The 25,906-nt window shown below is 37.6% G+C and carries 25 protein-coding genes; 13 read left to right on the forward strand and 12 right to left on the reverse strand.

The features are described from left to right. Window positions 1–50: 50 nt before the first annotated feature. Window positions 51–896 carry a helix-turn-helix domain-containing protein gene (locus tag N0B48_RS01935; protein ID WP_259836252.1) on the reverse strand — a complete coding sequence of 282 codons (846 nt, stop codon included), beginning with the start codon at window positions 894–896 and terminating at the stop codon, window positions 51–53. Window positions 897–935: 39 nt separating this feature from the next. Then, on the reverse strand, window positions 936–2,003 hold the full coding sequence (locus tag N0B48_RS01940) for a DUF2891 domain-containing protein (RefSeq protein ID WP_259836254.1): 1,068 nt from the start codon (window positions 2,001–2,003) through the stop codon (window positions 936–938). Window positions 2,004–2,484: 481 nt separating this feature from the next. On the opposite strand from N0B48_RS01940, the gene N0B48_RS01945 reads away from it, so the two are divergent. After that, the gene (locus tag N0B48_RS01945; RefSeq protein WP_259836257.1) at window positions 2,485–3,387 is read left to right on the forward strand and encodes a DUF4349 domain-containing protein; all 903 of its coding nucleotides are present in this window, start codon (window positions 2,485–2,487) and stop codon (window positions 3,385–3,387) included. Window positions 3,388–3,509: 122 nt separating this feature from the next. Here N0B48_RS01945 and N0B48_RS01950 read toward each other — a convergent pair whose 3' ends face one another. The 5 genes from N0B48_RS01950 to dnaA form a co-directional block, all read right to left on the reverse strand. Further along, window positions 3,510–3,887 (reverse strand): hypothetical protein, encoded by a 378-nt coding sequence (locus N0B48_RS01950; protein WP_099766631.1) that lies wholly within the window; start codon window positions 3,885–3,887, stop codon window positions 3,510–3,512. Window positions 3,888–4,082: 195 nt separating this feature from the next. After that, entirely contained in the window at window positions 4,083–5,882 is a 1,800-nt protein-coding gene (locus N0B48_RS01955) for a lytic polysaccharide monooxygenase (protein ID WP_259836262.1), read from the reverse strand. 499 nt (window positions 5,883–6,381) lie between these two features. Further along, window positions 6,382–7,080 (reverse strand): SAM-dependent methyltransferase, encoded by a 699-nt coding sequence (locus N0B48_RS01960; protein ID WP_259836264.1) that lies wholly within the window; start codon window positions 7,078–7,080, stop codon window positions 6,382–6,384. A 161-nt stretch (window positions 7,081–7,241) separates the two neighbouring features. Beyond that, window positions 7,242–7,691 (reverse strand): low molecular weight protein-tyrosine-phosphatase, encoded by a 450-nt coding sequence (locus N0B48_RS01965; RefSeq protein ID WP_259836266.1) that lies wholly within the window; start codon window positions 7,689–7,691, stop codon window positions 7,242–7,244. A 134-nt stretch (window positions 7,692–7,825) separates the two neighbouring features. After that, window positions 7,826–9,280, reverse strand: a complete 1,455-nt coding sequence (gene dnaA / locus N0B48_RS01970; protein ID WP_259836267.1) for a chromosomal replication initiator protein DnaA — start codon at window positions 9,278–9,280, stop codon at window positions 7,826–7,828. Between the two features lie 136 nt (window positions 9,281–9,416). Here dnaA and N0B48_RS01975 point away from each other — a divergent pair, with 136 nt between their 5' ends. From N0B48_RS01975 to N0B48_RS01995, 5 genes are all read left to right on the forward strand, one after another. After that, on the forward strand, window positions 9,417–9,827 hold the full coding sequence (locus N0B48_RS01975; RefSeq protein ID WP_259836269.1) for an acyl-CoA thioesterase: 411 nt from the start codon (window positions 9,417–9,419) through the stop codon (window positions 9,825–9,827). A 187-nt stretch (window positions 9,828–10,014) separates the two neighbouring features. Then, window positions 10,015–10,863 (forward strand): prephenate dehydratase, encoded by an 849-nt coding sequence (gene pheA / locus N0B48_RS01980; protein ID WP_259836271.1) that lies wholly within the window; start codon window positions 10,015–10,017, stop codon window positions 10,861–10,863. A 370-nt stretch (window positions 10,864–11,233) separates the two neighbouring features. Further along, the gene (locus tag N0B48_RS01985) at window positions 11,234–11,941 is read left to right on the forward strand and encodes a hypothetical protein (protein WP_259836273.1); all 708 of its coding nucleotides are present in this window, start codon (window positions 11,234–11,236) and stop codon (window positions 11,939–11,941) included. 112 nt (window positions 11,942–12,053) lie between these two features. Further along, window positions 12,054–14,279, forward strand: a complete 2,226-nt coding sequence (locus tag N0B48_RS01990) for a DUF2339 domain-containing protein (RefSeq protein ID WP_259836274.1) — start codon at window positions 12,054–12,056, stop codon at window positions 14,277–14,279. Window positions 14,280–14,508: 229 nt separating this feature from the next. Continuing rightward, on the forward strand, window positions 14,509–14,949 hold the full coding sequence (locus N0B48_RS01995; RefSeq protein ID WP_259836277.1) for a hypothetical protein: 441 nt from the start codon (window positions 14,509–14,511) through the stop codon (window positions 14,947–14,949). Window positions 14,950–15,004: 55 nt separating this feature from the next. Here N0B48_RS01995 and N0B48_RS02000 read toward each other — a convergent pair whose 3' ends face one another. Beyond that, window positions 15,005–16,282, reverse strand: coding sequence for a replication-associated recombination protein A (locus tag N0B48_RS02000; RefSeq protein WP_259836280.1), 1,278 nt, complete (start codon window positions 16,280–16,282; stop codon window positions 15,005–15,007). Between the two features lie 102 nt (window positions 16,283–16,384). Here N0B48_RS02000 and yidD point away from each other — a divergent pair, with 102 nt between their 5' ends. Both yidD and lgt read left to right on the forward strand, forming a co-directional pair. Beyond that, window positions 16,385–16,636 carry a membrane protein insertion efficiency factor YidD gene (gene yidD, locus N0B48_RS02005; RefSeq protein WP_259836281.1) on the forward strand — a complete coding sequence of 84 codons (252 nt, stop codon included), beginning with the start codon at window positions 16,385–16,387 and terminating at the stop codon, window positions 16,634–16,636. 423 nt (window positions 16,637–17,059) lie between these two features. Next, window positions 17,060–17,929, forward strand: a complete 870-nt coding sequence (gene lgt / locus N0B48_RS02010) for a prolipoprotein diacylglyceryl transferase (protein WP_283950690.1) — start codon at window positions 17,060–17,062, stop codon at window positions 17,927–17,929. Between the two features lie 299 nt (window positions 17,930–18,228). Here lgt and N0B48_RS02015 read toward each other — a convergent pair whose 3' ends face one another. Then, window positions 18,229–19,746: an NAD(P)H-hydrate dehydratase gene (locus N0B48_RS02015; protein WP_259836284.1), complete on the reverse strand. Its 1,518-nt coding sequence runs from the start codon at window positions 19,744–19,746 to the stop codon at window positions 18,229–18,231. Window positions 19,747–19,991: 245 nt separating this feature from the next. On the opposite strand from N0B48_RS02015, the gene mscL reads away from it, so the two are divergent. Beyond that, the gene (gene mscL / locus N0B48_RS02020) at window positions 19,992–20,372 is read left to right on the forward strand and encodes a large conductance mechanosensitive channel protein MscL (RefSeq protein ID WP_259836287.1); all 381 of its coding nucleotides are present in this window, start codon (window positions 19,992–19,994) and stop codon (window positions 20,370–20,372) included. Window positions 20,373–20,586: 214 nt separating this feature from the next. On the opposite strand, the gene N0B48_RS02025 is transcribed toward mscL, so the two are convergent. The 3 genes from N0B48_RS02025 to N0B48_RS02035 form a co-directional block, all read right to left on the reverse strand. Beyond that, the gene (locus tag N0B48_RS02025) at window positions 20,587–21,546 is read right to left on the reverse strand and encodes a D-2-hydroxyacid dehydrogenase (protein ID WP_259836290.1); all 960 of its coding nucleotides are present in this window, start codon (window positions 21,544–21,546) and stop codon (window positions 20,587–20,589) included. Between the two features lie 98 nt (window positions 21,547–21,644). Then, window positions 21,645–22,049 (reverse strand): LNS2 domain-containing protein, encoded by a 405-nt coding sequence (locus tag N0B48_RS02030; protein ID WP_259836292.1) that lies wholly within the window; start codon window positions 22,047–22,049, stop codon window positions 21,645–21,647. Between the two features lie 196 nt (window positions 22,050–22,245). Then, window positions 22,246–22,662 carry a carboxymuconolactone decarboxylase family protein gene (locus tag N0B48_RS02035; RefSeq protein WP_259836295.1) on the reverse strand — a complete coding sequence of 139 codons (417 nt, stop codon included), beginning with the start codon at window positions 22,660–22,662 and terminating at the stop codon, window positions 22,246–22,248. A 109-nt stretch (window positions 22,663–22,771) separates the two neighbouring features. Between N0B48_RS02035 and N0B48_RS02040 the strand changes: the two genes are divergently transcribed. The 4 genes from N0B48_RS02040 to gcvT all read left to right on the forward strand — a co-directional run bounded on the left by N0B48_RS02040 (window position 22,772) and on the right by gcvT (window position 25,851). Next, a complete protein-coding gene (locus tag N0B48_RS02040) occupies window positions 22,772–23,608 on the forward strand; it encodes an AraC family transcriptional regulator (RefSeq protein ID WP_259836297.1) in 837 nt (278 codons plus the stop codon). Between the two features lie 173 nt (window positions 23,609–23,781). Further along, window positions 23,782–24,291 carry an isopentenyl-diphosphate Delta-isomerase gene (gene idi, locus N0B48_RS02045; protein ID WP_259836299.1) on the forward strand — a complete coding sequence of 170 codons (510 nt, stop codon included), beginning with the start codon at window positions 23,782–23,784 and terminating at the stop codon, window positions 24,289–24,291. Between the two features lie 3 nt (window positions 24,292–24,294). Then, window positions 24,295–24,765 carry a hypothetical protein gene (locus tag N0B48_RS02050; protein ID WP_259836302.1) on the forward strand — a complete coding sequence of 157 codons (471 nt, stop codon included), beginning with the start codon at window positions 24,295–24,297 and terminating at the stop codon, window positions 24,763–24,765. 9 nt (window positions 24,766–24,774) lie between these two features. Continuing rightward, on the forward strand, window positions 24,775–25,851 hold the full coding sequence (gene gcvT / locus N0B48_RS02055) for a glycine cleavage system aminomethyltransferase GcvT (RefSeq protein ID WP_259836306.1): 1,077 nt from the start codon (window positions 24,775–24,777) through the stop codon (window positions 25,849–25,851). The last annotated feature ends 55 nt before the right edge of the window (window positions 25,852–25,906 follow it).

The raw sequence follows: 25,906 nt of genomic DNA on the forward strand, positions 1-25,906 counted from the left end.
AATTCAATCAAATGTTTGAATTTTGGAAAAAGATGTTCAAATGTAAGATTTTAACTTTCGAATTGATGTCTGTACTGTCTGGGACTCACTTCCAGATGTTTTTTAAAAAAGTGGGAAAACGCATACTGATCACTGAAACCAAGGATAGAAGAAACTTCCGAAACCGGTTTATTGGAGGAGTTTAAAAGTACTTTTGCCTCATTCATCACAATCAAAGCGATGATCTGGCTGGCGGACTTCCCTGTAATGGATTTTACGACCGATGAAAGATGTCTGGTTGTAATCGATTGCCGCTCGGCATAAAACTCAACGGTTCTCTCTGTCAGATGATGTTCGGCAAGGTCTGTTAGGAATACAAAAACGATCTCTTCCTGTCTGGACATCTGATTCATGGAATAATTATCCTCTTTTGAAATAATTCCGGCCATCTGATAGCAGAAAACAGAGAAAAGATGCTCTACCATTTCCTTTTTATAGAGCATTTCGGTTTCTGAATCTAAAATATATTTGAGGAAATTGACGCTTTTCCAGACTACTTCCATTTCACTTTCGGGAAAAGGAACTCCCCTGTTCATCTGCTGGCGGAAATAGCGATACGTGATCAACCTGTTGAATTTCAGAGATAACGCGGAAATAAATTCTCTTTTGTAAGAAACCATCCTGGACTGGAAATCGCCGCTCACGGAAACCATCTCATAAATCGTCTGAGGATCGGTGACCATAAACATATTAGCTGAAAGCTCCAGATCGCTGAAATGCTGACGGAGTTTTATAGTACCCGATTTAATAAAAATAAAAGCAGGGTTTTCCGGACGGAAAGGTTTATCCGCAGAAATTCTCTCGAAAATATTATGCTGAGTGAAAATTTCAACACCGAATTTTTCTAAAGCTGACATAACACAAATGTAGCCAATATATTCTGCGCCTACAATAATTTAGTCTTCCAGAGAATAAACCGCAAAGCTTGCCAGCCAGTGATCTCCGCCATAATTCCCCTGAAATAGCATAGGAAGTCCGTTGGCTAAAAATACATCGGCTGTTTTCTTAAAGTCTTTTTTCAATGGATGCCCGTCAGGAAGCGCTTTTGAGATTCCTTTCATACACCACGCTTTGGAAAAAGAAAGTCCAACAAGATGAACGGTCTGATAATCGCTCAGATCACTGACAATCGGAATTTTCTCAATATTCTCTAAACTTCTCTTCTCGTAAAAGTTGTTCAGCCACAGGACAAATTCTTTTTGTGGCAATACCCTTCTCATCAGGTCTGCAATTTCAAGACTTGGCGAAAAGAAATCAGATCCGTCCGGTTCCAGATAAGCTGGTGTTTTCTGATCTTTACCGTAAAAATATTTCGCTTTTTCCTTGAGCTGGTTCTCGAATTTTACGTCATGATTCGCTTTAGCCCAATCGATGGCGAATGCCAGACCAAAAGCTGTATTGGGGTGAACTCCGGTTCTGTTCGGATAAGTCTGTTTAGGAAGATACGCTTTCCATGACTGTAAGATCTTATCTGTTAATGGTTTTAAATTTTCATGCCAGATCTTAGCTTTAGGATGATTCCAGGTGGTCAGCTCCTCATCCAGTTTCAGAAGCCACGCCCAACCATAGGTTCTTTCAAACGTTGTGGTCAGTTGATATTTTGTGAAATAATCAGCTTCGGCCTGTAGATTTTCTTTATTTAACGAATTGTCAAGAATTTTTTCAATGTCTTTTGCATTAGCCAGATTAGGTTTCGTCTTCAGCAATCTTACAAGCATCCAGTGTCCATGAACGGAGCTGTGCCAATCGAAACAGCCATAGAAGCTTGGGTGAAGATCTTTTGGAGTCAAAGTAACCTCGCCGGCGTTATTGATGATATGGGCTGTTTTATTTGGATATTCCTGATTAATGCAGTGAAGTGGTTTTTCCAGTAGTTTAGCTGCCATTTCATCGGTCAGTTTCGGAACTTCCTGGGCATATAGTAGGAATGGAGAAAATACGAATGCTAAAAGACTTTTTTTCATTCATTAAAAATAGAAAATAATTTAGATTTCAAATTATATTAACCTTTTATTTTCCTCAAGAATGAAAAAGAAAAAACAGATCATGTACATTGATCCAATTGAAAAATTTTTGATTTTCCTGCCCCTTAAATATCCATACAACTTAAAGCAAAAAAACATAGCATTCAAATTTTAATAATATTTTGTTGGAAAAACGCAAAGGAACGCAAAGCATGAACAAAATTGAGAATATTTTAAGGCGCAAAAAAATCAAAGATTTTTAGCAAGTTAACTGGCGTTTAATGAGCAGTATACAATTTTATCTGCGATAAAATCCTACCGCCTTAGCACATCATCTTTTCAAATTTATTTCCGCCCTTTTGCGTTTTTCCAACAAAAAAGCTTAATGATTAAATCACAGGTATTTTAATAAAATAGTATGAATTTTTAATAAAATTAAGTTTTAAGCATAATTTTTGATAAGCTTCTTTAAAAAATATTCATGAGAAAATTATTTTTACCTTTCTGCATACTCCTTTTGATGAGCGGATGCAAGAAATCCGAGCTGGATGTTGCCACTTCCTCTCCGTCCGCATCAGCTGATAAAGCAGTAGCCGTTGCTGATTATGAAATGGAAGCTTCTAAGTCACCACAAGTAGCTCCTTCAAATACGATCAGTGAAAAACTACTACCGGATGAAAATGTGTCTGCGCAACCCTCCGTAACCCCTAAAAAGATTGACACTATTGCCAAAAAAGTCATCAAAAACGGGAATATGAAACTCCAGGTGGGAGATATTAAAAAAGCTCAAAGTCAGGTGGCAAATATTCTGAAAAAAAATAATGCTTATATCCAAACGGAACAGTTCCAAAACACTGATGTAGACGATAATCTGGATCTGGTCATCCGTGTTCCGCATAAAAATTTCGATGCGCTGATCAATTCATTTTCTGACGGAGTAGGTTCTGTTTTGTCCAAAAATATTTCGTCTGATGATGTCACCGAAGAATATACCGATGTTTCCATCAAATTAGCCAATAAAAAAATCTATCTGGAAAAGTACCGTGATATGCTCAGAAGTGCTTCTACCACAAAAGATATGATTGAAATCCAAGAGAAAATCCGTGAACTTGAAGATGAAATAGATGTAGCAGAAGGCAGACTCCGTTTCATTGATGACCGGGTGAATTACAGCACACTCAATCTGAGTTTATACAAAGAAAAAGTAAGAAGCTCTGCCACTTCTAAAATTGGTTTTGGAAGCCGTTTCGGGGATTCTGTGACTGAAGGCTGGAATAGTTTTGTGAGCTTTCTGTTGGGAATTATTTCATTCTGGCCGTTTTTATTACTCATTCCAATCCTTATTTATCTGTGGAGAAAGTGGAGAGCGGGAAGAGCAAAATAATGCGAGGGTTCGAGATCCGAGGTTCGGGTTAGTAGCCAATCGTATCACTAGAGTAACTTTTCATATATAAATAAAAATCCGGATATCGCTGATATCCGGATTTTTACTGCACTATCAATGACTTAAGCATTGAAATAATCTTTAACCGTCTCGAGCACCTGCTCGTCCGACATTTTCTGCGCTGTATCTAATGTTATCGTAAGGTTTTTAAATTGAGCCGTATCGTGAAGATACTTTTTCAGCTCTTCCTGAATGGTTCCCGGGCCTGTAATATAGACTTCCTGGGAATTGGTCAGAAGATGCTCCACTTCTTTAAAGAACTTGACTCTGTTGGTACGTTCTGCATTATTCGCGGCATTTTCACTGGAGTTCCCATGCTGTATTTCCGCTTTTACCGGGCTGCAAAGGAAAAACTTGAATGCATTCTGAGCATCATGATTTTTTACTACCACTGCCTTTTCTGTATCGATCCAAAGTCCTGCTAATTTCTTGTCTGACATAATTTATTTTTTTTGGTGTTATACCCTATACAACACAAGAATGATGCAAAGCGGATGTTAAGGGCTGTTAAATGTTGAAAGAAGCTCAAAAAGGAATATTTTTAATCCTGTTAATGTTTTCTTTAAAAGCTATTAATAGAAAAGCCGCCTTACGATGAAGGCGGCGGCTGTTAATTATTTATTTTAATTTCTGAACTACTTTTTGATCGTTTTAGTGACACTTCCACCATCTTTATACTGAATTTTCACAAAATAAATTCCACGTTGAAGAGTACTAATATTTAAGCTGTTCTTTGAAACATTTCCGGAAGAAAGCATCTGAAGTCCCTGTGTATTGAATACCTTCACTTCACTGATTTTTCCGTAATAGCTTTCCGGTGCAAAATTAATCTGATCATCCGATACAATGACTGAAAGATCATCATCCTGACTATTTCGCCCTGCAACTGTACATTCCGGACCTTCATTGCAATTGCTTACCACTTTCCAGACGGCATTGCTTCCGGGTGCTTCTCCCGGATTAGCATACCATTTATTTTCCCAGATTTTGCAGGCATGGAATACCTTGGTACCTGCAGCTGCATAAGCTTTTGCCGGATTATAGGACTGAGATCCGCAATAGGTAACAGGACCGCTTGTCTGACAGTTCGGACCTTCAGTACATGCACTGATTTCCTCCCAAACCATATTGCTTCCTGGAAGTTCATTCGGATTAGCATACCATTTGTTTTTCCAGATTTTACAGGCATAGAATACACTTGTCTGAGCCGTTGGATAAGCATTGGCAGGATTATATTGCTGTGCTCCACAGTAGACCTGTCCATTTCCGCCTTCTATTTTTTTAGTCCTGATTTTTAATTCATTACTGGCATCGGAGATTTGATCGTTCTTCGCGACAGCTTTTATAGTGTAGCGGTATTCAGTATCTTGGACCAAACCTGTACGTAAGAAGCTGGTTTGTGTGGTTTCTGCAACCTTAACTCCATTTTCAAAGACCTGATAGTTTTTAATACCCAAAGTATGATTTGAAGCCATCCACATCAGCGAAACAGAGTTTTCAGTGGCTCCCATTGAGTGGAGGTTTGACGGAGCTACAGGTTTTTCAGGCGTGCTTTGGTCATTCGTCTTTACAATAAGCGGTGCGCTTTTCGGTGAGGTCAGTCCTGTAGAACCTTTCGCCTGTACTTCATAAGTATAATTCGTATTGGCAGATAAACCCTGGTCTTCAAATTCAGGAACGTTTACGGTCTGTATAGCCTGTCCGTTACGGAAAACCGTGTAAGAGGCAGCATCTGCTTGTGGTGTCCAGCCGATTTTTGCAGAAGAACTCGTTACACTTATTTTAGCCAATCCGGTTGGCATAGCGGGTTGCGTAGGTGTTACCGTAGACTGTACATTCACGTCGATTACATTATAAAATGCATTAGCCGTATCTGCAACATCCCAAACGGCGAGAATCACATGATATCCCTGGCGATTAGCCGGAATGGTAATATGATGCGGCGTATTATCCTGTGGTGGTGTCCCATTATGAACCACCTCGCCTATAAGCTCAAGGTTCTGACGGGAAAGCGGCTGATTGGGATTCCAGCCCGGTTTCGTCATATAATAATGCCATTTTGCTGTGGCGTGATAAGCGAGATACTTCCAGATAAAAGTATTCACGCCGGTTGTGATATTGGTTTTCTTCCATCGGTCAGCGGTTTGAATATCGAGAATAGTGTTCCCTCCTATACTTCCACTGGCAGAAGCAATCATTCCATCTGCCGGACCCAATGCCGGAAATCCTTTTTTGGCTTCAAGAGATCCCGGTTCATTAATGACGCTGCCATATATTCCCAATGCGGCGGTATATCCTAATGTAGCTTTATCCAGACTTCCCTGATAGCCCCGTGAAGCCGGACTCATCACATATCCATGGGCTGACAGCTGTGTTGAAGAAAATGCCAGAGCGCACAACAATAGTGCTGAAAAAAAAATTCTAAGTTTAATCATATTTAATTATTTAAGGTGTTTTATTACGGTTTGCTAATCCAGAGAAAAGACTCTACTCTATTTTCTAATCACCCGTTTTTTTGAAAACATGACAAATCCAGTATTTTCAAACCTGTGTATGATTAAAATTATGGGTGGATATTCTAAAGAATTTTTTGCTGATGTTTTACAAATTAAGCACTGCAAAACTTCTGAGATTAGCTTAGTTATTGAAGCATGGTAAACGGACCCGACAAAGCAATACTCAAATTTAAAAAAACATATGATAAATAATACAATTAATTAAAAATTAACATAAATAAATATAATTATGATTAATATTAATCAACATAAATCAATTATGTAAATAAATTATTCTATTTTAATATTTATTATGAATTATCTGCAAATTAAAAACATCACAAAACCACCGATCGCCACCACTTTTCTTAGTGTCAATCAGTGTTAAGAGATGGAATTGATGAGTGTAAATCCGAAAAAATTTTATCTTTTCAACCTTTTATTTTCCCAGTACGAATACTGCGGGAATTTTGTGAAGCTCCGGCTTTGCTTTTTTCCAATCGTTGATCGTTTTTGTCTGGATAAACTCATGTTCCGGATCGTTGATATTGGCTGCGATACAGAGCTTTGTGTTCGGAGACAAGAATTTGGTCAAATCTTCAAAAAGCGGATTATTCCTGTACGGAGTTTCCATAAAGATCTGAGAATATCCGGTTTGTTGTACCAGGCTTTCAAGACGCTGGATCTGCTTTTTCTTCTCACTTTTATCTATCGGAAGATAACCATGGAAGGTAAATTCCTGACCATTAAAGCCACTGGAAATCAAAGCTAAAATAATAGATGAAGGCCCTGAAAGTGGGATCACTCTGATATTTTTCTCATGACACCATTTCACAATAAGATTTCCGGGATCAGCGATACATGGAAGACCCGCCTCAGAAAGGAGTCCGAAATCCTTCCCCTGCATCATCAGGTTCTGAGCTTCTTTGATATCGGCATTTTCCGTGTATTTATCCAGTAGAAAAAGCTTCAGGTCTGACTGTTTCTTTTCGGGAGCAAAGAATTTCACCACTTTTCTGGCTGTTTTCTCGTTTTCTACAAAGAAATAATCCGTCTGCATGATGTATTCTTTCAAAACAGGTGAAAAATGAGTGATAGAAGTATTTTCAGATAGATAAGCTGGGAGTAAAAAAAGCATTTTATTGTTTTTTAGTTCTTTCTTGCAAAGAAGTTTGTTTGAAATGATGAGCGAGTTCAACGGAAAATGTAATGGCTGAAATTTCCCATTCGTCGTTTATTTTAACAAAGGTAAGAATTTCTTTCTCTGTGTAAAAATACCGCTTGCCTCAGCAGATACATTTAAGTCAGGATTTGTTTCTTAATAGCATCACAACCTCTGTCCAACAACTGGAAAACCTCTTCAAAATCTTTCATATCTCCCCAGTACGGATCGGGAACCTCAGCATTTTTGTGATCACCCGCAGCTTCCAGAAATAATGAAACTTTCTGACGCTGTTCTTCATTTCTAGTTTTTGAGATCACATCTTCATACACGTCAATATCCATGCAGTAGATCTTATCAAAAACCTCCAAATCCGCTTTGGTAATCGGTCTGGATTTCTGATTTGAAATATCAATATGATGATTAGCCGCTGTTTTTATTGCTCTTTTATCCGGATGCTTTCCTTCATGCATGGAAATTGTTCCTGCGGAGTCTACCAAAAAGTTTTCCGGGAGCTTTGTCTTCATAATTCCTTCTGCTAAAGGACTTCTGCAGATATTTCCGAGACAGACCATCAATATTTTCATATCGTTTTTTTAATTGAAAGATTAAATGATTTAATGATTAAAAGATTTCAGAACCATTGACCAGCCACAAAACTAAATAAAAAATGAAGAATAAAACTATTCTCCATTTCAATTTATTCAGATTAAATTATTTTCTATTTTTTGATTCTTTCTGCAAGATCTTTAACGTACTTCTTGACTTCTTTATCAATTTTCGACACATCTTTGATGGTGTCACAAGCGTACATTACTGTTGAATGGTCTTTTCCTCCCATTTCTTCACCGATCTTTGTAAAGGTGGCATTCGTTAGCTCTTTTGAGAAATACATCGCCAATTGTCTTGGTAGAGCGATTTCTCTTTTTCTTGTCTTGGAAAGAAGCTGTTCTTTTTTGATTCCAAAATAATCACATACCACTTCCTGAATATAAGGAATATTGATTACTTTTTTCTGGTTGGCTGCGATCTTATTGATGGTATCTTTCAGCAATTCAAGACTTAAGTCTGTTTTATAAACCGTAGAGTAAGCGATCACAGAGTTGATGACTCCGATCAGCTCTCTTACATTCGTTTTAGCTTCAGCAGCAAGGAAATCAAGCATATCTCCAGGAAGAACGATTCCGTCTCTGCTTAATTTATCTACAATGATCTGTCTTCTTGTAGAAAGATCCGGAGATTTGATTTCGGCAGAAAGTCCCCATTTGAAACGGGAAACAATTCTTTCCTGAATATCCATAATGTCAGCAGGCGCCTTATCAGAGGTAAGGATGATCTGCTTTCCGTTCTGGTGTAAATGATCAAAGATATGGAAGAAACTGTCCTGTGTCGCAGATTTACCGGACAGGAACTGAATATCATCAATGATCAAAACATCTACCATCTGGTAGAAGTTCGCAAACTCAGTTTGCTTATGGGCTTTCGCAGCAGAGATAAACTGCTGGATGAATTTCTCAGAAGACAGATAAAGAACTACTTTATCCGGAAACTGGCTTTTTACCTCAAGGCCTACAGCCTGTCCCAAGTGAGTCTTTCCTACTCCATATCCTCCGTGAAGAAATAATGGATTGAAAGCGGTTGCTCCTGGTCTTTTAGCAATAGATCTGGCTACTGTGGCAGCAAATTTATTACTTTCTCCTTCTATGTAATTATCGAAAGAATAGTCAGACTTCAGGTTCGAGTCTATATTTACTTTTCTTATTCCCGGAAGTACAAAAGGATTAACAATATTGGCAGAGAATCCTTGTGGCATCGTCTCCTGCATTTTTGGTGTAGGAACGCTTTTCCCCTTCATATTCATAGTCATTGGCTTTTCCTCTCCGGTAGGCCTGTTTTCCATGACAGAGTACCACAATTTCACTCCTTTTCCAAGATTTTTCTTCAGGGCAGCAGAAAGCAGGGATAGGTAATTATCCTCAATATATTCCTTGTAAAAATCGCTCGGCACTATAAGCGTAAGGTTATTGGCAACCAACGAAAGTGGCTGTACCTTATCGAATAGCATGTCGAAGGATTTTTCAAGCTTCTTTAGATCAGAATTGTCTTCAGCTGCGTTCAAATTATCCCGCATGAACTGAAGGCACTTCCGCCATATCATCATTAAATTTTCATCCATATTTATGCCCCGATTAGTTCGTTGTTAGTACTTTTTGTAGAAGGAAGACAAAGGTCCAATTTTTTCTTTTCAAAAAAAAATATTGCAGGTATTGATTATTTAAAAATATATTTGTATGTATAAATAAGGCACAAAAATGATACACACAACACACTCAATACGAGTACGTTACGGAGAAACAGACCCTATGAAATATGTGTACTATGGGAACTACGCACAGTACTTCGAGATTGGCAGAGTTGAACTGTTCAGAAACATTGGAATGGCATACGATGAAATTGAAAACCAAGGAATTTGGCTTCCTGTTTCGGACTATAAAATTAAATATCTCCGTCCGGCACTGTATGACCAAAAATTAGAAATCCACACTTATATTAAAAAAATTCCAGGGGTAAGAATAGAATTTGAATACGAAATTTTCAATGAGGAGCAGGTAAAAATCACCGAAGCCTCTACCACTCTTTTCTTTTTAGATGCAAAAACCAATAAAGTCATCAGGTGTCCGGATTTTCTGATGAAGCTGATTGAAGAGCACTGGAAAGAATAGGTTTTAGGGAGCAGACTTTAGGTAGAAGGTTGCAGATTTTAGGTTGTAGGTTGCAAGTGGTAAACTGAAGACCGGCGGTAGAAAATTGAAGGAACCTGATCATGAAAAGTGGTTGTTTTTAAACTAATTTGCATCTTTGTACTTCAAATTTGAATAATACTATTATCTACATTTATATACAATACATATGAAGATCGCCTTTTTGGGCCCTCATGCAAGTTTCACACAGCTTGCGGCCACACAGCTTTTTCCGGATGAAGAACTTCTGCCACAGGCTAATATTTTAGACTGTTTTAATGCCGTGGAGAATGGAGAAGCTGATCAAGCTGTAGTCCCTCTGGAAAATTCTATTGAGGGAACAGTTTCTATGACGCTGGATTATCTCTATAAAACTCCTTCTATCAAAATTGAAGCGGAAGGCGTAATGCCAATTGCCCACCACCTGATGATCCATCCGGAAAATAACATGGAGGAGGTAGAAAAAATTTATTCACATCCGCAAGCACTTGCACAGAGCTTTCACTTCCTGGACAGCCAATTTAAAGAAGTTACAAGACAGGATTTTTCATCAACTGCTGCAGCAGCAAAGTATGTTTCGGAAAATAAGGATTTGAAAATAGCTGCGGTTGCCAATCAGTTTGCGGCTAATTTATATGGGTTGAATATTGTCCACAGGAATATTCAGGATTTTGAACAGAACCATACCCGTTTTATCGTTATTTCCAAAAAACAAACGAAATATAACAACCCGGACCTTGAAGTTTTGGGAGAAAAATCCGGGATGCTGATTAATCTTCCGGAAGATCATCCTGGTGGACTGCATCAGGTTCTTTCCGTTTTCGCGTGGAGAAAAATGAACCTCAGCAAGATTGAATCCAGGACTCTGAAAACCGGACTCGGGAATTACTTCTTCTTTATCAATGTACAGGGAAAATGGGAAGATATCCTGCATGGAAACGCACTTCTCGAACTTCAATCGATCAACGCGGAGGTTGATTTCCTGGGAAATTATAAGGAATTTCTTCTTGAAAGCTAAAAAAATAAAACTATCGAAACCATTAAATTAACACTGCTCCAAAAGCAGTGTTTTTTTATTAAATTCCCCCACCAATAAAGGGATTACTGACATAATTGCAGCACAATCTGTCACAAAAAGTGACAATATAGAGTGATTTTTCAACACATATTAAATCATTAATACGTGATATATTAAATAAATTACATACTTTTACATCGGTTAAAAATTCTAAAATAAAGATTCATAACTATATTACGAAATATTAAACATCAATAATTAGAGATATAATTAAATTATTCTTATCTTTATCAAATTATAAATGAATAAATCATAAATAAGGCATGATTTTTGCATTATAAAATTTGAAAACTAATTAAAAAACTTACTCATGAAAACCAAAATTTACAGCTTATTCTTAGCTTTATCCGTCGTTCCCGTATTCTCACAAGTTGGAATTAATACTAGTACGCCAAGCGCTACGCTAGATGTAAACGGAACTATTAAGGTTCGAGACATTCCTTTAACCCCAGCTCTTCCAGGTTATGAAATTCTGGCACTCAATACCGGAAGTTCCCAGATAGCCAAAGTGGATCCCCAGTTGCTTTACAGTTCTACCGTGAATACCAGTGTTTATGCCGCCAAAAAAACTACAGGAATTAATCTTCTGAGTTTAGGTCTTTTCCCTGCTGGATTCAGGGCTGTCAACTTTGTAGCTTCTGAAAGATCAGTAGGATCTGCAGCATTGTTCTCGGATACGGATAATACATACATCATTCCATCAGATGGTGTCTATAATGTGGCATTTTCGTTCCGTTACGGTTCAGGTCTTCAGGCTGCTATTTTAACGAATACTCCGGGAATTGGTATCTTCAGAAACAGAGCGGGAGTAGGAACTCTTCTTGACAGCCGTTCATTCAGTGGTCTTACCATTCCGTTGCTTTTAAGTTTAACCATCTCTGAAAGCTCTATCAACTCCATGTATAGCTTCGAGGCGGGAGACAAAATCTCATTTGGACTTACAGGATCTTCTGCTCTAGACATCGGATTACTGGGAGCCAGTGTAGGATCTTTCTACGTTTACAAAGTTTCAAATTAATTAAGAACATAATTTAATCGCTCTGCACAGTTAATCCATCACAGAATATGTGATGGATTAATTTTTCTCAGGGGTTAAAAACATTTGCTCTATATTTGATAAAAACTAAAGAATGAGTGAAATTCTCCTGACGATATTAATTATAGCGGTCATCTTTATCTTCAGCCATCTTAATAATAAGATCAGAAGACTGGAGAAGGAAGTTGATGATCTGAATTCTAAAATCAAACAGCCTCATCAAAACATTCTTGTTCAGCAACGAAAAGAACAGGAGCATCTGCCTGTGATAGAAACAGCAACTTCTCATCCTGTGCAGGAACATACAGCGCACGAGGAAAGAATCACCGAAGAAACTCCTTTACGGTCTCAGCCGCAAAAAGACTGGATGCAACCTTTTTTTGACTTTTTAAAGCAAAACATTCTGACCATTGTTGGTATTTTCACACTCGTTCTTGGGATCGGTTATTTTGTCAAATACGCGATAGATAAAAACTGGATCGGAGAAACTCCGAGAGCAGGGCTGGGTCTGGCTGCCGGAGCAGGAATTATGCTCATTGGACATTTTCTACGGAAGAATTATGCCGTATTTGCCTCCATCATTACAGGAGGTGGAATTGCCGTTTTGTATTTTACAACCACCATCGCTTTCCGGGAATACCATTTGTTTACTCAGAATACAGCATTCGTTATTACTACTCTGATCACGATTGTTTCGATCGTCCTTGCCTATTATTATAAAAGTGAAGTATTAATTATTATTGCTCTATTGGGAGGATTTACCGCTCCACTGATGATCAGTACAGGACAGAGCAACTACCCTTTCCTTTTCACTTATCTCACCCTCCTTAATGTGGGTATGCTTGCCGCTTCCTTTCTTAAACACTGGAAAAGTGTGGGATGGACGGCTTATGCCTTTACCACTATTTACCTTTTTTACTGGACATCGGAACAAACTCAATTGCTCAGTATTGTCTTTTATATCATCAGTTACATTATTTTCTACCTATTTGCTCTTCAGGACTATTTCAAAAAAAATATTCTGTCGCCATGGGATACATTAATGCTTGTCCTGATCAATTTTTCGAGCATTATCGGCCTGATCTACATATTTAAAACATTGAGCTATGAACCGGTTATTATCTTCCCGCTTGCTTTTGCGGCAGTCAACGCTGTCCTTCTGGCAAGAGAATACGGAAAGAAAAGTTTTGGTTTCAGCTACTCCATTTTTGCAGCACTCACGATCAGTCTGATCACGGTAGCAGTGGCACTTCAGTTTAAAACCCATCTTATCACAAGCGTTTGGGCAGTAGAAGCCTCCCTTCTCCTTTATATCTGGAAAAAAAGCGGACATGGTATTTTCAAAACATGTTTCTATGTGCTGTTTCCTTTGGTCATCATCGCTCAGCTGATGACATGGTCGGAATATTTCAACACAGACAACATGAGCATTGTTTTCAATCCTGTATTTTTAACCAGCCTTGTGACGATTGCCACCACGATTCTCAATCTGTTTTTATTAAAAAGAATCAATGAGACAAGAAAACAGGAAGATAATTTCTTTGAAAACGTTTTCGCTGTTGTAAGCTATGGTATCATATATCTCGCCTTACTGCTGGAAATCATTTATCATATTTCGCATAGGCCGTGGTCCGCTATCACCAGTATCGGGCTTCTGTTCAGCATCTATTATATTTTCGCATTGATCCTGTTAAGGAAAAAGCTGGATATCGACACTACTATCCAGACCGGACTTACTTACCTGTTCCTTATTCTGATTGCTTTCAATGCTTCATTTGTTGCATCAGAAGTTGCTTCGGCAGTTTTATACAAAGAACTTAGTTTCGGTTTTTATATGATCCATTTCCTTCACTGGATTCCTTTTATATATATGGTATGGAATGCTTCTTCAATTCCAGACTTTTATAAAACAAATCTATCGTACTGGGCTATTTCAGTGACTATCGTCATTGCTGTAAGCTGTGGGTTTTACAATACCTATCTTGTAGGTTCTGTGAGTAACGTTTCCCTTCTTTATAAAGCCAAAGAGCATTTCAATATTCTCTATCTTCCTATTATATGGACTGTTCTGTCCAGTATTTTCATTTATATCAGTTTAAAAAAGAACATTCCCGAATACAGCAGAATCGGTTTTATCCTTTTCGGAATCATGATTCTGAAATTGTACAGCTATGATGTCTGGCAGATGGATAATATCTCAAGAATCACCGCATTTATTGTGCTGGGTATTATTTTATTATCGAGCTCTTTTACATTCCAAAGACTGAAGAATATTATTAAAAACATGGTAGATAAGAAAGAGGAGGAACACGAGAATTAAGCTAGAAGAATAAAACGAGTTAGTTATTGGCTAATTGGCTACAACTCTTCTTTTCCAGACTCCATGATCCTGTCTTAAAACAGAGGCTTAAATAGCACATTTCCAAAATTGAAAATCCCTAACAAAAGTTTTTATTCCTAAGCAATATTTAAAATATCATAAAAATTCATTCACATTTTGTAAAAATTAATTATATTTATCCAGTTTTTAACAGTTACATATTCCCGTTATGAAAAAAATACTCTACTCTTTTTTAATATTATCATCTGTAGCATTATCTGCGCAGAAGAATCCTGCTGTAAAATTTGCAGTTGCCAATGATATTGTCGGTACGGTTGGCATGTTCAATGCAAGAAAAGCTATTGTTCAAAGTTCAAATGCCTATAAAAGTGCTGCAGGACTTCCTCAAGGTTTAAAAAAATACAGTTTCCTTGCCGAAAGAGGACTTACAGAAGTAAAAATCAAAAACGGTTTTGAAGGTCTGGACAGAATATCTCTTGCTCAGCTGAACGAACAAAACGGGCTTCCTGAAAACACACCTGTTATGATCGAAGGTTACGAATTTCCTGACACGACCGTAAAGATCTACGGTGACATTATGGGCGGTACTGAAGTTAAAGATTATAACGGTAAGAAAACCCTTTTCTTAAAGGTAAGCAACCTCAAATAGATTGTACATAACTATATTATAATAAAAGGATACTCTCGCGGTATCCTTTTGTCATTTAATATCTGTTGCTCCATTTTTTCTTAAGCTCTTCGTAAATCTTCTTTTCCGTAGCATTGTTGCCGGGCTGATAAAGCTTTGCATTTCTAATTTCTTCCGGCAGAAAATCCTGATCTACAAAATTTCCTTCGTAAGAATGGGCATATTTATATTCTTTGCCGTAGTCCAGATCTTTCATAAGTTTGGTAGGTGCATTTCTAAGATGTAATGGTACAGGTAGATTACCGGTTTGTTTTACCAGAGCCAGCGCATCATTGATCGCCATATACGTTGAATTACTTTTAGGAGAAACAGCCAGATATACGGCGGTTTCACTTAGAATAATCCTTGATTCCGGGTTTCCGATCACATTCACCGCCTGGAAACAGTTATTCGCAATGACCAAAGCATTGGGATTAGCCAATCCGATATCTTCAGCGGCAAGAATCAGCATTCTACGGGCAATAAATTTGATATCTTCACCTCCTGCAATCATCCTTGCCAGCCAATAGACAGCACCGTTCGGGTCGCCACCGCGCATAGATTTTATGAAGGCTGAGATAATATCATAATGTTGCTCGCCGTTTTTATCATAGAGCGCCATCGTTTCCTGCAAAATATCCAGGACATCCACATTGCTGATCTCTTCCTTATTTGAATTCATGTATTGATTAAGAACCAGTTCCACTGAATTGATCAATTTTCTGGCATCTCCACCTGAATATTGGATGAACGCTTCTTTTTCTGCAATTTTAAAATGAGTTCCTTCGTCTTTATTGTATCTCTGTGAAGCCGTATCAATTAACTCTTCCAGTTTTTCATAGCTCAGCGCCTTCAAAATATAGACCTGGCTTCTTGATAAAAGAGCGGATACCACTTCAAAACTTGGATTCTCTGTAGTTGCCCCAATTAAAACAATCCATCCTTTCTCCACAGCATGCAAAAGTGAATCCTGCTGAGATTTATTAAACCTGTGGATCTCATCGATGAATAAAATGGGAGATTTTCCCGAAAATAAATTCTGTTTTTTAGCATCTTCAATAACATCGCGCACGTCTTTCACCCCTGAAGAAACTGCTGAAAGCTTATAAAACTTTCTTCCTGATTTTTCAGAAATGATTTCGGCCAGCGTTGTTTTCCCTGTTCCGGGAGGTCCCCAAAGAATGAGTGAATTCAGTGCATCGTTTTCGATCATCTTCCTGATCGTGCCTTTTTCGCCGGTAAGATGGTCCTGCCCAAGAACTTCTTCCAGGGTTTTCGGTCTTAATTTTTCGGCTAACGGAGTATTTTGGCTCAAGATATTTTATTTTTTTTGATGAACAGATTCAGGTTTTGTATCCCTGAAACTTATAACAAAATTAAACTAATTTTAAATTTTTTACCCTATTTTTGCATTGTTTTGAAACTTACATTCAATAAAATCATTAGTTTTCCTTTGGTAATTTTGATAAAAATTTACCAGTGGTTTATTTCGCCCTTACTTCCCAAAAACTGCCGTTACGAACCTACCTGCTCTCATTATATGGTGGAAGCGCTTCAGGTGCATGGTATTTTCAGAGGATTATGGATGGGCATTAAAAGAATTTCAAAATGTCACCCATGGGGAGGCAGTGGCTACGACCCTGTTCCGCCGAAAAATTTAAATCAGTAACAAACTATTAAATCAATAGAAATGAGTAACCTATTTTTCAGAATTTATCTCGTCTTATTTGCGTTTATCACCCAGTTCGCATTCGCCCAGGAATATCCGGGAGGTTTATCGGACGGAACTCTGAAAGTAAACGGAGCCGCCATTCCGGTCAAGATCTATTCTACCACAGAAGTCATTGATCTTAATGCTTTTCCTGAGAAAACGACGGACAGCAATGTTCTGGTCATCTTTAACGAGTCAAATTTTGAACCTGCTTATTTCGAATCAAGCATCATTACTTTAGCGAAATACAAAACTTTCAAATATCAGTTGTTCGATAAAAATTTCAAACTGATTGAAACTCCTGCTACAAAAGACAATATCACCGCTTTCAAATATGCTGTAAAGTCAGCAAAACCTATCACTGAATCTGAATCCGTAGCGCTGGAAACGCCTTTCAAAATCTGGGATCCTTCAAAAGGTATTCAGTTAGGACCGGTTACCCTGCATTTCTATAGTTTAATGTTTGTCTTTGCATTTGGTTTCGGATATTTTTTAATGCTGAGAATCTTCAAAATTGATAATGTCAACCAGAAATATCTGGAGCCGCTTTTCACGTGGACATTGATCGGAACTATTCTTGGTGCAAGATTAGGACATGTTATTTTCTATCAGCCGGAATTGTTTAAGCAGGATTTCTGGAGTGTATTTTTACCCATAAGCACTAAAAATGGGTTTAAATTCACAGGATTTTCAGGACTTGCGAGCCACGGCGCTACCATAGCTCTGATTTTCACTACTTTATATTATTCTTTTAAAATCATCAAGAAAAATCCTTTCTGGGTGTATGACAGAATCGGAATTGTGGTTGCTTTAGGCGGCGCTTTCGTAAGAATCGGTAATTTCTTCAATTCTGAAATCGTAGGAAAAGCTGTTGACCCTAATTCTCCACTGGCTATTCTTTTCCCTCAGCAGAGCAGTGAATACGGTGCTACCGTTCCACGTTATCCAGGCCAACTTCTTGAAGCTGTTGGATATTTCCTACTGTTCATCCTGTTATGGGTATTATACAGAAAAACAAATAAAAAATATCAGCAGGGATGGTTGTTCGGACTGTTCTTTATCATTCTTTGGGCTGTAAGATTCTTTGTAGAGTTCCTTAAAGAACCTCAGGGCGATGAGTTCATCCAGATCGGCGGACTGAATACGGGACAAGTGCTTTCCATTCCGTTTATGATCGCGGGAGTGGTTATTATGATTATTTCTAAGAAATTCAAAATTACTCAGGCAGAAAACGAAAAACCTGAACAATAAGAAATACAAAAATGAAAGGGCAAATTTACATCCAGTGAATTTGCCCTTTTTCTATTGGGATAAGAATCAAAATGTGAGATATTAGATATTAGATTTCAGACATCAGACGTCAGACGTCAGACTGAACCAGCAACTAGCAACTAGCAACTAGCAACTAGCAACTAGCAACTAGCAACTAGCAAAACTATTAAGTCTAAATCTCTCAAACACTCCGTCCCTCAAACTCTCAAACACTCTGACACTCTGACACTCTGACTCTCAAACTCTAAAACTCTAAAACACTCTGACTCTCAAACACTCTAAAGTTTCACACCATTTCTCTTGTTCAGTTCCTCGAAGACACTTCCAAACGTATTAATTACATCCGTGGGAAGCATAGATTCTTTGGAGTACTTTTCAGCCGCTAAATCAGCTGCTCTTCCATGAAGCCAAACTCCTAAAATACAGGCGTCTTCCTGAGAATATCCCTGAGCGAGAAGTGAAGTTAGAATTCCGGTAAGGATATCTCCGCTCCCACCTTTGGCAAGTCCTGCATTCCCTGTGATATTATAGAATACATTGCCGTCGGGGCTGACCACCTGTGTATGGTGATCTTTCAGCACAATATAGATATTCAATTCTGCAGCTTTTTCGCGAGCTAGCTTCAGTCTTTCAAAAGAGTTTTCCGTACTTCCGAATAACCTTTCAAATTCCTTTGGATGTGGTGTGATCACAGATTTCTCGGGAATCAGGTTTAAATTTTTAGGGTCTTTTGAGATAATGTTCAGTGCATCGGCATCCAAAACCAAGGGTTTATTGTATTTTTTCAGAAAATTCAGTAGTCCTTTCTGAGTCTTTTCATTGGTTCCCAATCCTGGTCCAACTCCGTAAACCGTTTCGTTTTCTGTTTCGAAATTTTCTATGAATTCATTTCCACCTTCCGTAAACATCGCTTCTGGACAGGATATCTGCAAAATTTCATAACCACATCTTGGCGCTAGTGTAAAGGTAAGACCGGCTCCTGTTTTCAGGGCAGATTGGGTGGCCAATACTGCAGCGCCCATTTTACCATAGCTTCCACCGGCAATGGTCACTTTTCCGTAGGTTCCTTTGTGTGAAAAATCCTGTCTGGGTTTAAAAATAGCATCGACAAGTTTTTCATTAATGACAAAATCTTTCGTAGTTTCTGTCTGTAAGTATCCTGAATGCAACCCTATATCCAAAATGATCACTTTCCCTGTGTATTTTCCTGTTTCGGGATGGAGAAAGCTCTTTTTCCAGCTTTGAAAGCTTAAAGTATAATCTGCTTTAAAAATCGCAACATCATTTTCAGGTATATCATCAGCGGGCAGACCTGAAGGAAGATCAATAGAAATTTTAATACAGTTTTCCTCATTCAGAACCTCAACCAACTCCTTAAAAATCCCTTCCAAAGGTCGTGACAAGCCGGTTCCAAACAGGGCATCAATGACAACAGTTTTAGCATCAAAATTATATTGCTCCGCTTCTTTAAATTCTCTCACCGAAATTCCTGAGAGATCCCGCAGGCGCTTTACATTGACCGAAGCATCATCTGAAAACTTACCTTTAGTATATTTTACAAAAACATCTACATCGAAGCCTTTCATATACAGTATTCTTGCAACGGCAAATCCATCGCCGCCATTGTTTCCGTTACCACAGAATATGGCAATTTTTTTGTGGTTTTTGCAGTTTTCGGAAATCCAGCCGGCCAATGCTTCAGAGGCTCTTTCCATAAGCTGTATGGAGGAAACAGGTTCGTGAGAAATCGTAAACGTGTCCCAGCGGCGTATTTGTTCTGCAGTAAATATTTTCATAAGATGGTCTCAAACTTTCAACCAAAATTACGAAAGTTCTATTTCTAAGCCAATGATATTAATAAAAATCCAATCATATTATGGTCCCTATGAAATATTTAATTGAAAGAATAATCTCACGTCTAAAATCTTTTTAAACACCATCTATAATTCAATGTTTATGGAATAAAAAAACTCTGAAAAGTAGCGTTTTTTACATTTTTTAATTATATTTTTGTGTGTATACTAATTAAAAAATATAAATTATGGGATTTGTTAAAGAATTTAGAGACTTTGCTTTTAAGGGCAATGTGCTTGACCTGGCTGTCGGTGTAATCATCGGTGGAGCATTCGGAAAAATCGTTTCCTCATTGGTAGAAGATGTAATCACTCCGCTTTTACTGAATCCGGCATTGAAAGCTGCAGGTGCAGAAAACATTTCAAAACTTTCATGGAATGGGGTTACTTACGGTAATTTCCTTTCTGCGGTGATCAGCTTCCTGTGTATCGCTATGGTACTTTTCTGGATCATCAAAGGTGCTAATAAAGTAGTTAAAAGAGAAGACGCTGCTCCAGCCGGACCTACTGCAGACCAACAATTGCTGACGGAGATCAGAGATCTTTTGAAAAGCAAAAACAATATATAAAATAGAAAAGACTGCCTTCTTAGGCAGTCTTTTTTTCTAATTACAGTTTTGATTTGTTCTTTTGCCTTAAAGCAAAATGAACCAAAAATTGTCTCCATAAAGTCGACGAATGTTATTTCAAGACTTAGAAACTTCCATTTAATTTTAGTACAGAAAAGAAAAGACCATCTCATTTAAGAGACAGTCTTCCTTTTATTTTTATCCGGTTCAGTGATTACTGAATCTGTAAAATACTTGAAATCTGTTCTGCCAGAGAAAGTCCGATCCTGTCCTGTGCTTCCAAAGTAGAAGCGCCGGTATGAGGCGTCAGAGAGATCTTTGAATGATTCAATATGGTTTTAGAAGGAGTAGGCTCATTGATGAATACATCCAATCCTGCAAATTTCACCTTACCTGAATCCAATGCCTCAATTAAAGCGGATTCGTCGATAACACCGCCTCTTGAGCAATTCACGATGGCAACACCGTCTTTCATCATATCAAATTCATTTTTCCCGATCATATATCCTTCTTTCTGAGCCGGAACGTGCAATGTAATGAAGTCCGAATGTTTCAGCACATCCTGAAGCGGTTCAGTTTCAATATCTACATTGATGAACTGATTGTTGTAAAATTTTACTTTAATGCTTGCTTTTCCTACATTACTATCTGCTGCCACTACTCTCATTCCTAATCCAAGAGCAATTCTTGCAACCTCCTGTCCTATTCTTCCCATTCCAACGATACCGATGGTTTTTCCTCTTAATTCGATACCAGCAGTATATGCTTTTTTAAGACCGGAAAATTCCGTATCCCCTACTAAAGGCATTTTTCTGTTTGAATCCTGTAGGAATCTCGCTCCTGAAAACAGATGAGCAAAAACAAGCTCCGCTACTGATTCTGAAGAAGCAGACGGCGTATTGATCACATGAATTCCTTTTTCTCTTGCATAATCCACATCAATATTATCCATTCCTACACCCCCACGTCCGATAATTTCAATCGACGGACATCCATCAATAATATCTTTTCTTACCTGTGTAGCACTCCTTACCAACAGGGTACGGATCTTATGCTCATTAATGTAATCTACCAAAAACTCCTGTGGAACTTTTGCAGTGATCACTTCAAACCCTTTCTCAGCCAGGGCATCAATTCCAGATTGATCCAGACCGTCATTTGCTAAAACTTTCATAAATACAATTGATATTAAAAGTGAAAAGATTTAAAAATTAAAGAATTTCAGTGCGTACACTTTGATCGTTCAATTTTTAAATCTTCGTATATGTTTTCTTAATCTTCTTTGAAAACTTCAATAGTTACCTGCTTTTCTACAAGGTCTGTAAATCTGCCTTTGTATCGTGTAGCTCTTACCAGGTGGTTGTCTATCCAGTGATAGTTGCCCCCTCTTGGTTTTCCGCAGAGTATGCTGTGGTATTTGAAGCCGTGCTTGTCCAGCCAATCGATGGTAATCTGCTTCAGATTTTCTGTTCTTGAAGTGAAGAAACAGATCTGGTGTCCTTCGTCATACCATTTATTTACTGTTTCAAGTGCATCCGGGTAAGGTTCGCAGGTCACCATTCTTTCCGGTTCTTCATTCGGAACATCGTCTGTAATGGTACCGTCTATGTCAATTAAATAATTTTTTACCCCGTCCTTAAGAATAGGACTTAAATGCTCTTTATATTCTAATTCCATCAGTAATTATTAAGATGCAAAGTTAAGTCTTTTATAAGTAAATGAGACATTAAACTTGGTTTAAGTTAAAAATTTACTACTAAAACTAGTATTTAATGTATAATATAAATAATTTATTCACATTTTGATCCCTTATGGTTAAAAATTTTCTCATTTATAATTTCATTTTCATAATGGCCTACTGCTTAATTACTGTTTAAAATCTATCTCCCAAACTGATCCGTAAACGATTTAAAGCATTCATTAAGGAAATACTGGAAGTGAGTTCTACAATCTCTTTTTCTGAAAACTCCTGCTTTAATTCTTCAAGTAAAAACTCCATATCTTCGCTTAAACCGGTCACAGCATCTCCCCATCTTAATACCAAAATCTGTTTACGGTCAAATGAAACGGAATGTTTATACCCCGGTATTTTATCAATTAAAGATAGCTCCATTCCCATTTCTCTTAATTCGTTAGCATGAAAACTACAGCAAAATGAACATCCGTTCAGCTGGGATATACGCAATTCGGCCAGTGCAATAAGTTTATTATCAATCTCAGAATTTCTAATGCTTGAATGCGCCTGATACAGGTACCCTACTGTCTTTTTTGAAATCTCTTTATAATCCATTCTTTTTTTTACAAAGTTACAAGTACAGCTGTTTTTAGAAGAGTATAAAAATCTGATCAATCAGTAAAAATAAAAGATATAACTTTGCAGAATACAGCATGGCAAAGCAATGGATCATATACAAGAGCTTATTGAAATAGAGATCACCGAACTCACTGAATGGAAAGACAGATTCCGCAAAAACAGTTTTTTTGAATTGGTATTTATTCTTAAAGGAAAAGGAATTCAAAGTATAGAGTACCGAACCCAGACTTATGAAAAGAATGATTTTTTTCTTTTACCATACTCTAAATGTCATGCCTATGAAATTTCGGAACCTACCACCTTCTTTTTTATCCGGTTTACAGAACATTATTTTAAAAATCTTAAGAATACCTCAATAGATTATTTACAATGGTATAGTAAGCTCAATTACATTATCGGGTTTTATGATTTCAATACGGGGCTTTATTTCAATGATGAAAAAGATAAAAGTCAGGTGAAAAAATTGTTTGAGATTATACTTATAGAAAAAGACCAGAAGTATGAGTATTCAGAAACATTAATTGCTAATACGTTGGCCTCGATCTTAACGATAATAAGTTCAAAATTAACTAAGTCAGTTGATGTACATAAGAAAAGTCATCACAGATTGGCAGACATTATTCAACATATCAATCAGAATATCGTTGATGAAAACAAGCTATCTATTCAATATCTCTCGGAGAAGTTTAACATTTCCAACAAGTATTTCAGTGAATATTTTAAAAGGAATGCTAATGAAACACTCAAAGAATACATTCAGAAAACAAAGCTCCAGATAGCAGTCAACAGAATAAAATATACCGAAGCACCTTTGCAGGAAATAGCATGGAGTCTTGGTTTTACAGACGGCAGCCATTTAAACAAAGCTCTGAAAAAACACCTTGGAGTAGCATCATCTGTTTTAAGAAAAGAGAAAAAATAGATTTTTATGTTAATTATCTTTATGACAATGGTCAAAAATTGAAGCCAAATTTAAACTTACTCTTCAAGAAGCATATTTTTTTTAATATTTACCCGCTTCACCCTTCAATTTCTGTCCTATGATGTTTATCCAAAAATTTTCAAAATACATTTATAAGGCTTACATTTGTAGAAATGGAAGAATTTGTAGTTTTAGTAAATCCTGAAGATGAAGTTTTGGGTCTTATGGAAAAGCAGCAGGCTCACATCAACGGTCTTCTGCACCGTGCTTTTTCCGTCTTTTTGTTCAACAGCAAAGGAGAGATGCTTCTTCAGAAAAGAGCGTCCGGAAAATACCATTCTCCCAATCAGTGGACCAATGCAGTATGCTCCCATCCGCGAGAAGGTGAAACTTATCTTGAGGGTGCAAAACGTAGAATAAAAGAGGAACTTGGAATTGAAGCTGAGCTTTCGGAAAAGTTTAATTTTATTTACAAAGCAGATGTAGGAGGTGGCCTTTGGGAACACGAACTCGACCACGTATTTGTAGGAAACCATGAAACGGATTTCAATTTAAATCCTGAAGAAGTGGAAGAAGTAAGATTCATTTCCACGGAAGATCTGGATAAGGAAATCGCTGAAAATCCCGGCCATTTTACAGAGTGGTTTAAAATTATCCTCGAAGAATATAAACACCATTTTTAATTGATGAAAAAAATACTGCTCGTATCCGCTTTTTTATCGGCAAGCTTATTTTTTGCCCAGAAAGCAAAAGTCTTTGACAGTCCCGGCTACTCGATCAATGTTCCGGAAGGCTGGCGATCTACCAATGACAGCGATATTGTGAATATTTTTCCTTCCAATGAGGTTGGAGCCATTACCATTTCAGAATATCACGGACTTGAGCTTCCAAAAGCAGATATGAAAAAGTTTATCCTGGCACTTTATAAATCTGAAGAGCCGGAAAGCAAAATAAAGGAAAACAAAGGCAGAAAAGGATATACAGAATATTTTTACGAATATTTTGATGAAAAGGAGAAACTGTTCTGGATCACCAGGGCATTTCAGAAGGACAAAGATCTGTATCTTATTTCCATCAACTGTGGCCAGAAATTCTGGAACGGAAATTATATGAGTCTATTCAACGAAACTTTCAACAGCTTTAAAATAAAGAAATAAAAATTAAATATGAAGAAAACAGCCTTATACGATAAACACGTTTCTTTGGGCGCTAAAATCGTACCTTTTGCAGGTTTTGAAATGCCTGTACAGTATTCTGGTGTAACGGAAGAGCATTTTGCGGTAAGAGAAAAAGCAGGATTATTCGATGTTTCGCACATGGGACAGTTTTTTATTGAAGGACCGGGATCTAAGGATCTTTTACAGTTTGTGACTACTAATAATGTAGATGCTCTTGAAAACGGAAAAGCTCAGTATTCTTGCCTTCCAAACGAAAACGGAGGAATCGTGGACGATCTTATTGTTTACAAAATGGAAGACGACAAATATTTTGTGGTGGTAAACGCGTCAAATATCGAAAAAGACTGGAATCATATCTCAAAATATAACACATTCGGTGCTCAGATGACCAATGCTTCTGATGCGATGTCATTATTAGCAGTTCAGGGACCTAGAGCTACAGAAATCCTTCAAAAGATTACAGAGACTAATCTTTCTGAAATCCCTTATTATAATTTTGCAGTAGGAAGTGTTGCTGGTGTAGAGAATGTGATCATTTCGAACACAGGATATACTGGAAGTGGTGGATTTGAGATCTACTTCAACAATGAAAACGCTGTTCAACTTTGGGATGCGATCATCAATGCTGGTGAAGCTGAAGGAATTGTTCCTGCAGGTCTTGCTGCAAGAGATACTTTAAGATTAGAAAAAGGTTTCTGTCTTTACGGAAATGATATTGATGATACCACTTCTCCTATTGAAGCAGGATTGGGATGGATCACGAAATTCGATAAAGATTTTGTTTCTAAAGAGACTTTCGCAAAACAGAAAGAAGAAGGGGTTACGAGAAAGCTTGTAGGCTTTGAACTTCAGGACAAAGGGGTTCCAAGACATGATTATCCGGTAGTGGATGCAGAAGGAAATGTAATCGGAAAAGTGACTTCAGGGACACAGTCTCCAATGAAAAAGATCGGTTTGGGTCTTGCTTATGTGGACAAACCTCATTTCAAACTGGGTTCTGAAATCTTTATTCAGGTAAGAAACAAGAACATTCCTGCAAAAGTAGTGAAAGCTCCTTTCGTATAATTGTTCAAAAAATATTAAAAAACAGGCTGTAATTTATTTTACAGCCTGTTTTTTT

Origin of the sequence: Chryseobacterium herbae, from assembly GCF_025154075.1 — a bacterium.
Lineage (GTDB): Bacteria > Bacteroidota > Bacteroidia > Flavobacteriales > Weeksellaceae > Chryseobacterium > Chryseobacterium herbae.

What these genes read in the sequence shown, in the direction of transcription:
- N0B48_RS01935 (WP_259836252.1), bottom strand. Translation starts at nt 896, where the DNA reads ATGTCAGCTTTAGAAAAATTCGGTGTTGAAATTTTCACTCAGCATAAT.
- N0B48_RS01940 (WP_259836254.1), bottom strand. Translation starts at nt 2,003, where the DNA reads ATGAAAAAAAGTCTTTTAGCATTCGTATTTTCTCCATTCCTACTATAT.
- N0B48_RS01945 (WP_259836257.1), top strand. Translation starts at nt 2,485, where the DNA reads ATGAGAAAATTATTTTTACCTTTCTGCATACTCCTTTTGATGAGCGGA.
- N0B48_RS01950 (WP_099766631.1), bottom strand. Translation starts at nt 3,887, where the DNA reads ATGTCAGACAAGAAATTAGCAGGACTTTGGATCGATACAGAAAAGGCA.
- N0B48_RS01955 (WP_259836262.1), bottom strand. Translation starts at nt 5,882, where the DNA reads ATGATTAAACTTAGAATTTTTTTTTCAGCACTATTGTTGTGCGCTCTG.
- N0B48_RS01960 (WP_259836264.1), bottom strand. Translation starts at nt 7,080, where the DNA reads ATGCTTTTTTTACTCCCAGCTTATCTATCTGAAAATACTTCTATCACT.
- N0B48_RS01965 (WP_259836266.1), bottom strand. Translation starts at nt 7,691, where the DNA reads ATGAAAATATTGATGGTCTGTCTCGGAAATATCTGCAGAAGTCCTTTA.
- dnaA (WP_259836267.1), bottom strand. Translation starts at nt 9,280, where the DNA reads ATGGATGAAAATTTAATGATGATATGGCGGAAGTGCCTTCAGTTCATG.
- N0B48_RS01975 (WP_259836269.1), top strand. Translation starts at nt 9,417, where the DNA reads ATGATACACACAACACACTCAATACGAGTACGTTACGGAGAAACAGAC.
- pheA (WP_259836271.1), top strand. Translation starts at nt 10,015, where the DNA reads ATGAAGATCGCCTTTTTGGGCCCTCATGCAAGTTTCACACAGCTTGCG.
- N0B48_RS01985 (WP_259836273.1), top strand. Translation starts at nt 11,234, where the DNA reads ATGAAAACCAAAATTTACAGCTTATTCTTAGCTTTATCCGTCGTTCCC.
- N0B48_RS01990 (WP_259836274.1), top strand. Translation starts at nt 12,054, where the DNA reads ATGAGTGAAATTCTCCTGACGATATTAATTATAGCGGTCATCTTTATC.
- N0B48_RS01995 (WP_259836277.1), top strand. Translation starts at nt 14,509, where the DNA reads ATGAAAAAAATACTCTACTCTTTTTTAATATTATCATCTGTAGCATTA.
- N0B48_RS02015 (WP_259836284.1), bottom strand. Translation starts at nt 19,746, where the DNA reads ATGAAAATATTTACTGCAGAACAAATACGCCGCTGGGACACGTTTACG.
- mscL (WP_259836287.1), top strand. Translation starts at nt 19,992, where the DNA reads ATGGGATTTGTTAAAGAATTTAGAGACTTTGCTTTTAAGGGCAATGTG.
- N0B48_RS02025 (WP_259836290.1), bottom strand. Translation starts at nt 21,546, where the DNA reads ATGAAAGTTTTAGCAAATGACGGTCTGGATCAATCTGGAATTGATGCC.
- N0B48_RS02030 (WP_259836292.1), bottom strand. Translation starts at nt 22,049, where the DNA reads ATGGAATTAGAATATAAAGAGCATTTAAGTCCTATTCTTAAGGACGGG.
- N0B48_RS02035 (WP_259836295.1), bottom strand. Translation starts at nt 22,662, where the DNA reads ATGGATTATAAAGAGATTTCAAAAAAGACAGTAGGGTACCTGTATCAG.
- N0B48_RS02040 (WP_259836297.1), top strand. Translation starts at nt 22,772, where the DNA reads ATGGATCATATACAAGAGCTTATTGAAATAGAGATCACCGAACTCACT.
- idi (WP_259836299.1), top strand. Translation starts at nt 23,782, where the DNA reads ATGGAAGAATTTGTAGTTTTAGTAAATCCTGAAGATGAAGTTTTGGGT.
- N0B48_RS02050 (WP_259836302.1), top strand. Translation starts at nt 24,295, where the DNA reads ATGAAAAAAATACTGCTCGTATCCGCTTTTTTATCGGCAAGCTTATTT.
- gcvT (WP_259836306.1), top strand. Translation starts at nt 24,775, where the DNA reads ATGAAGAAAACAGCCTTATACGATAAACACGTTTCTTTGGGCGCTAAA.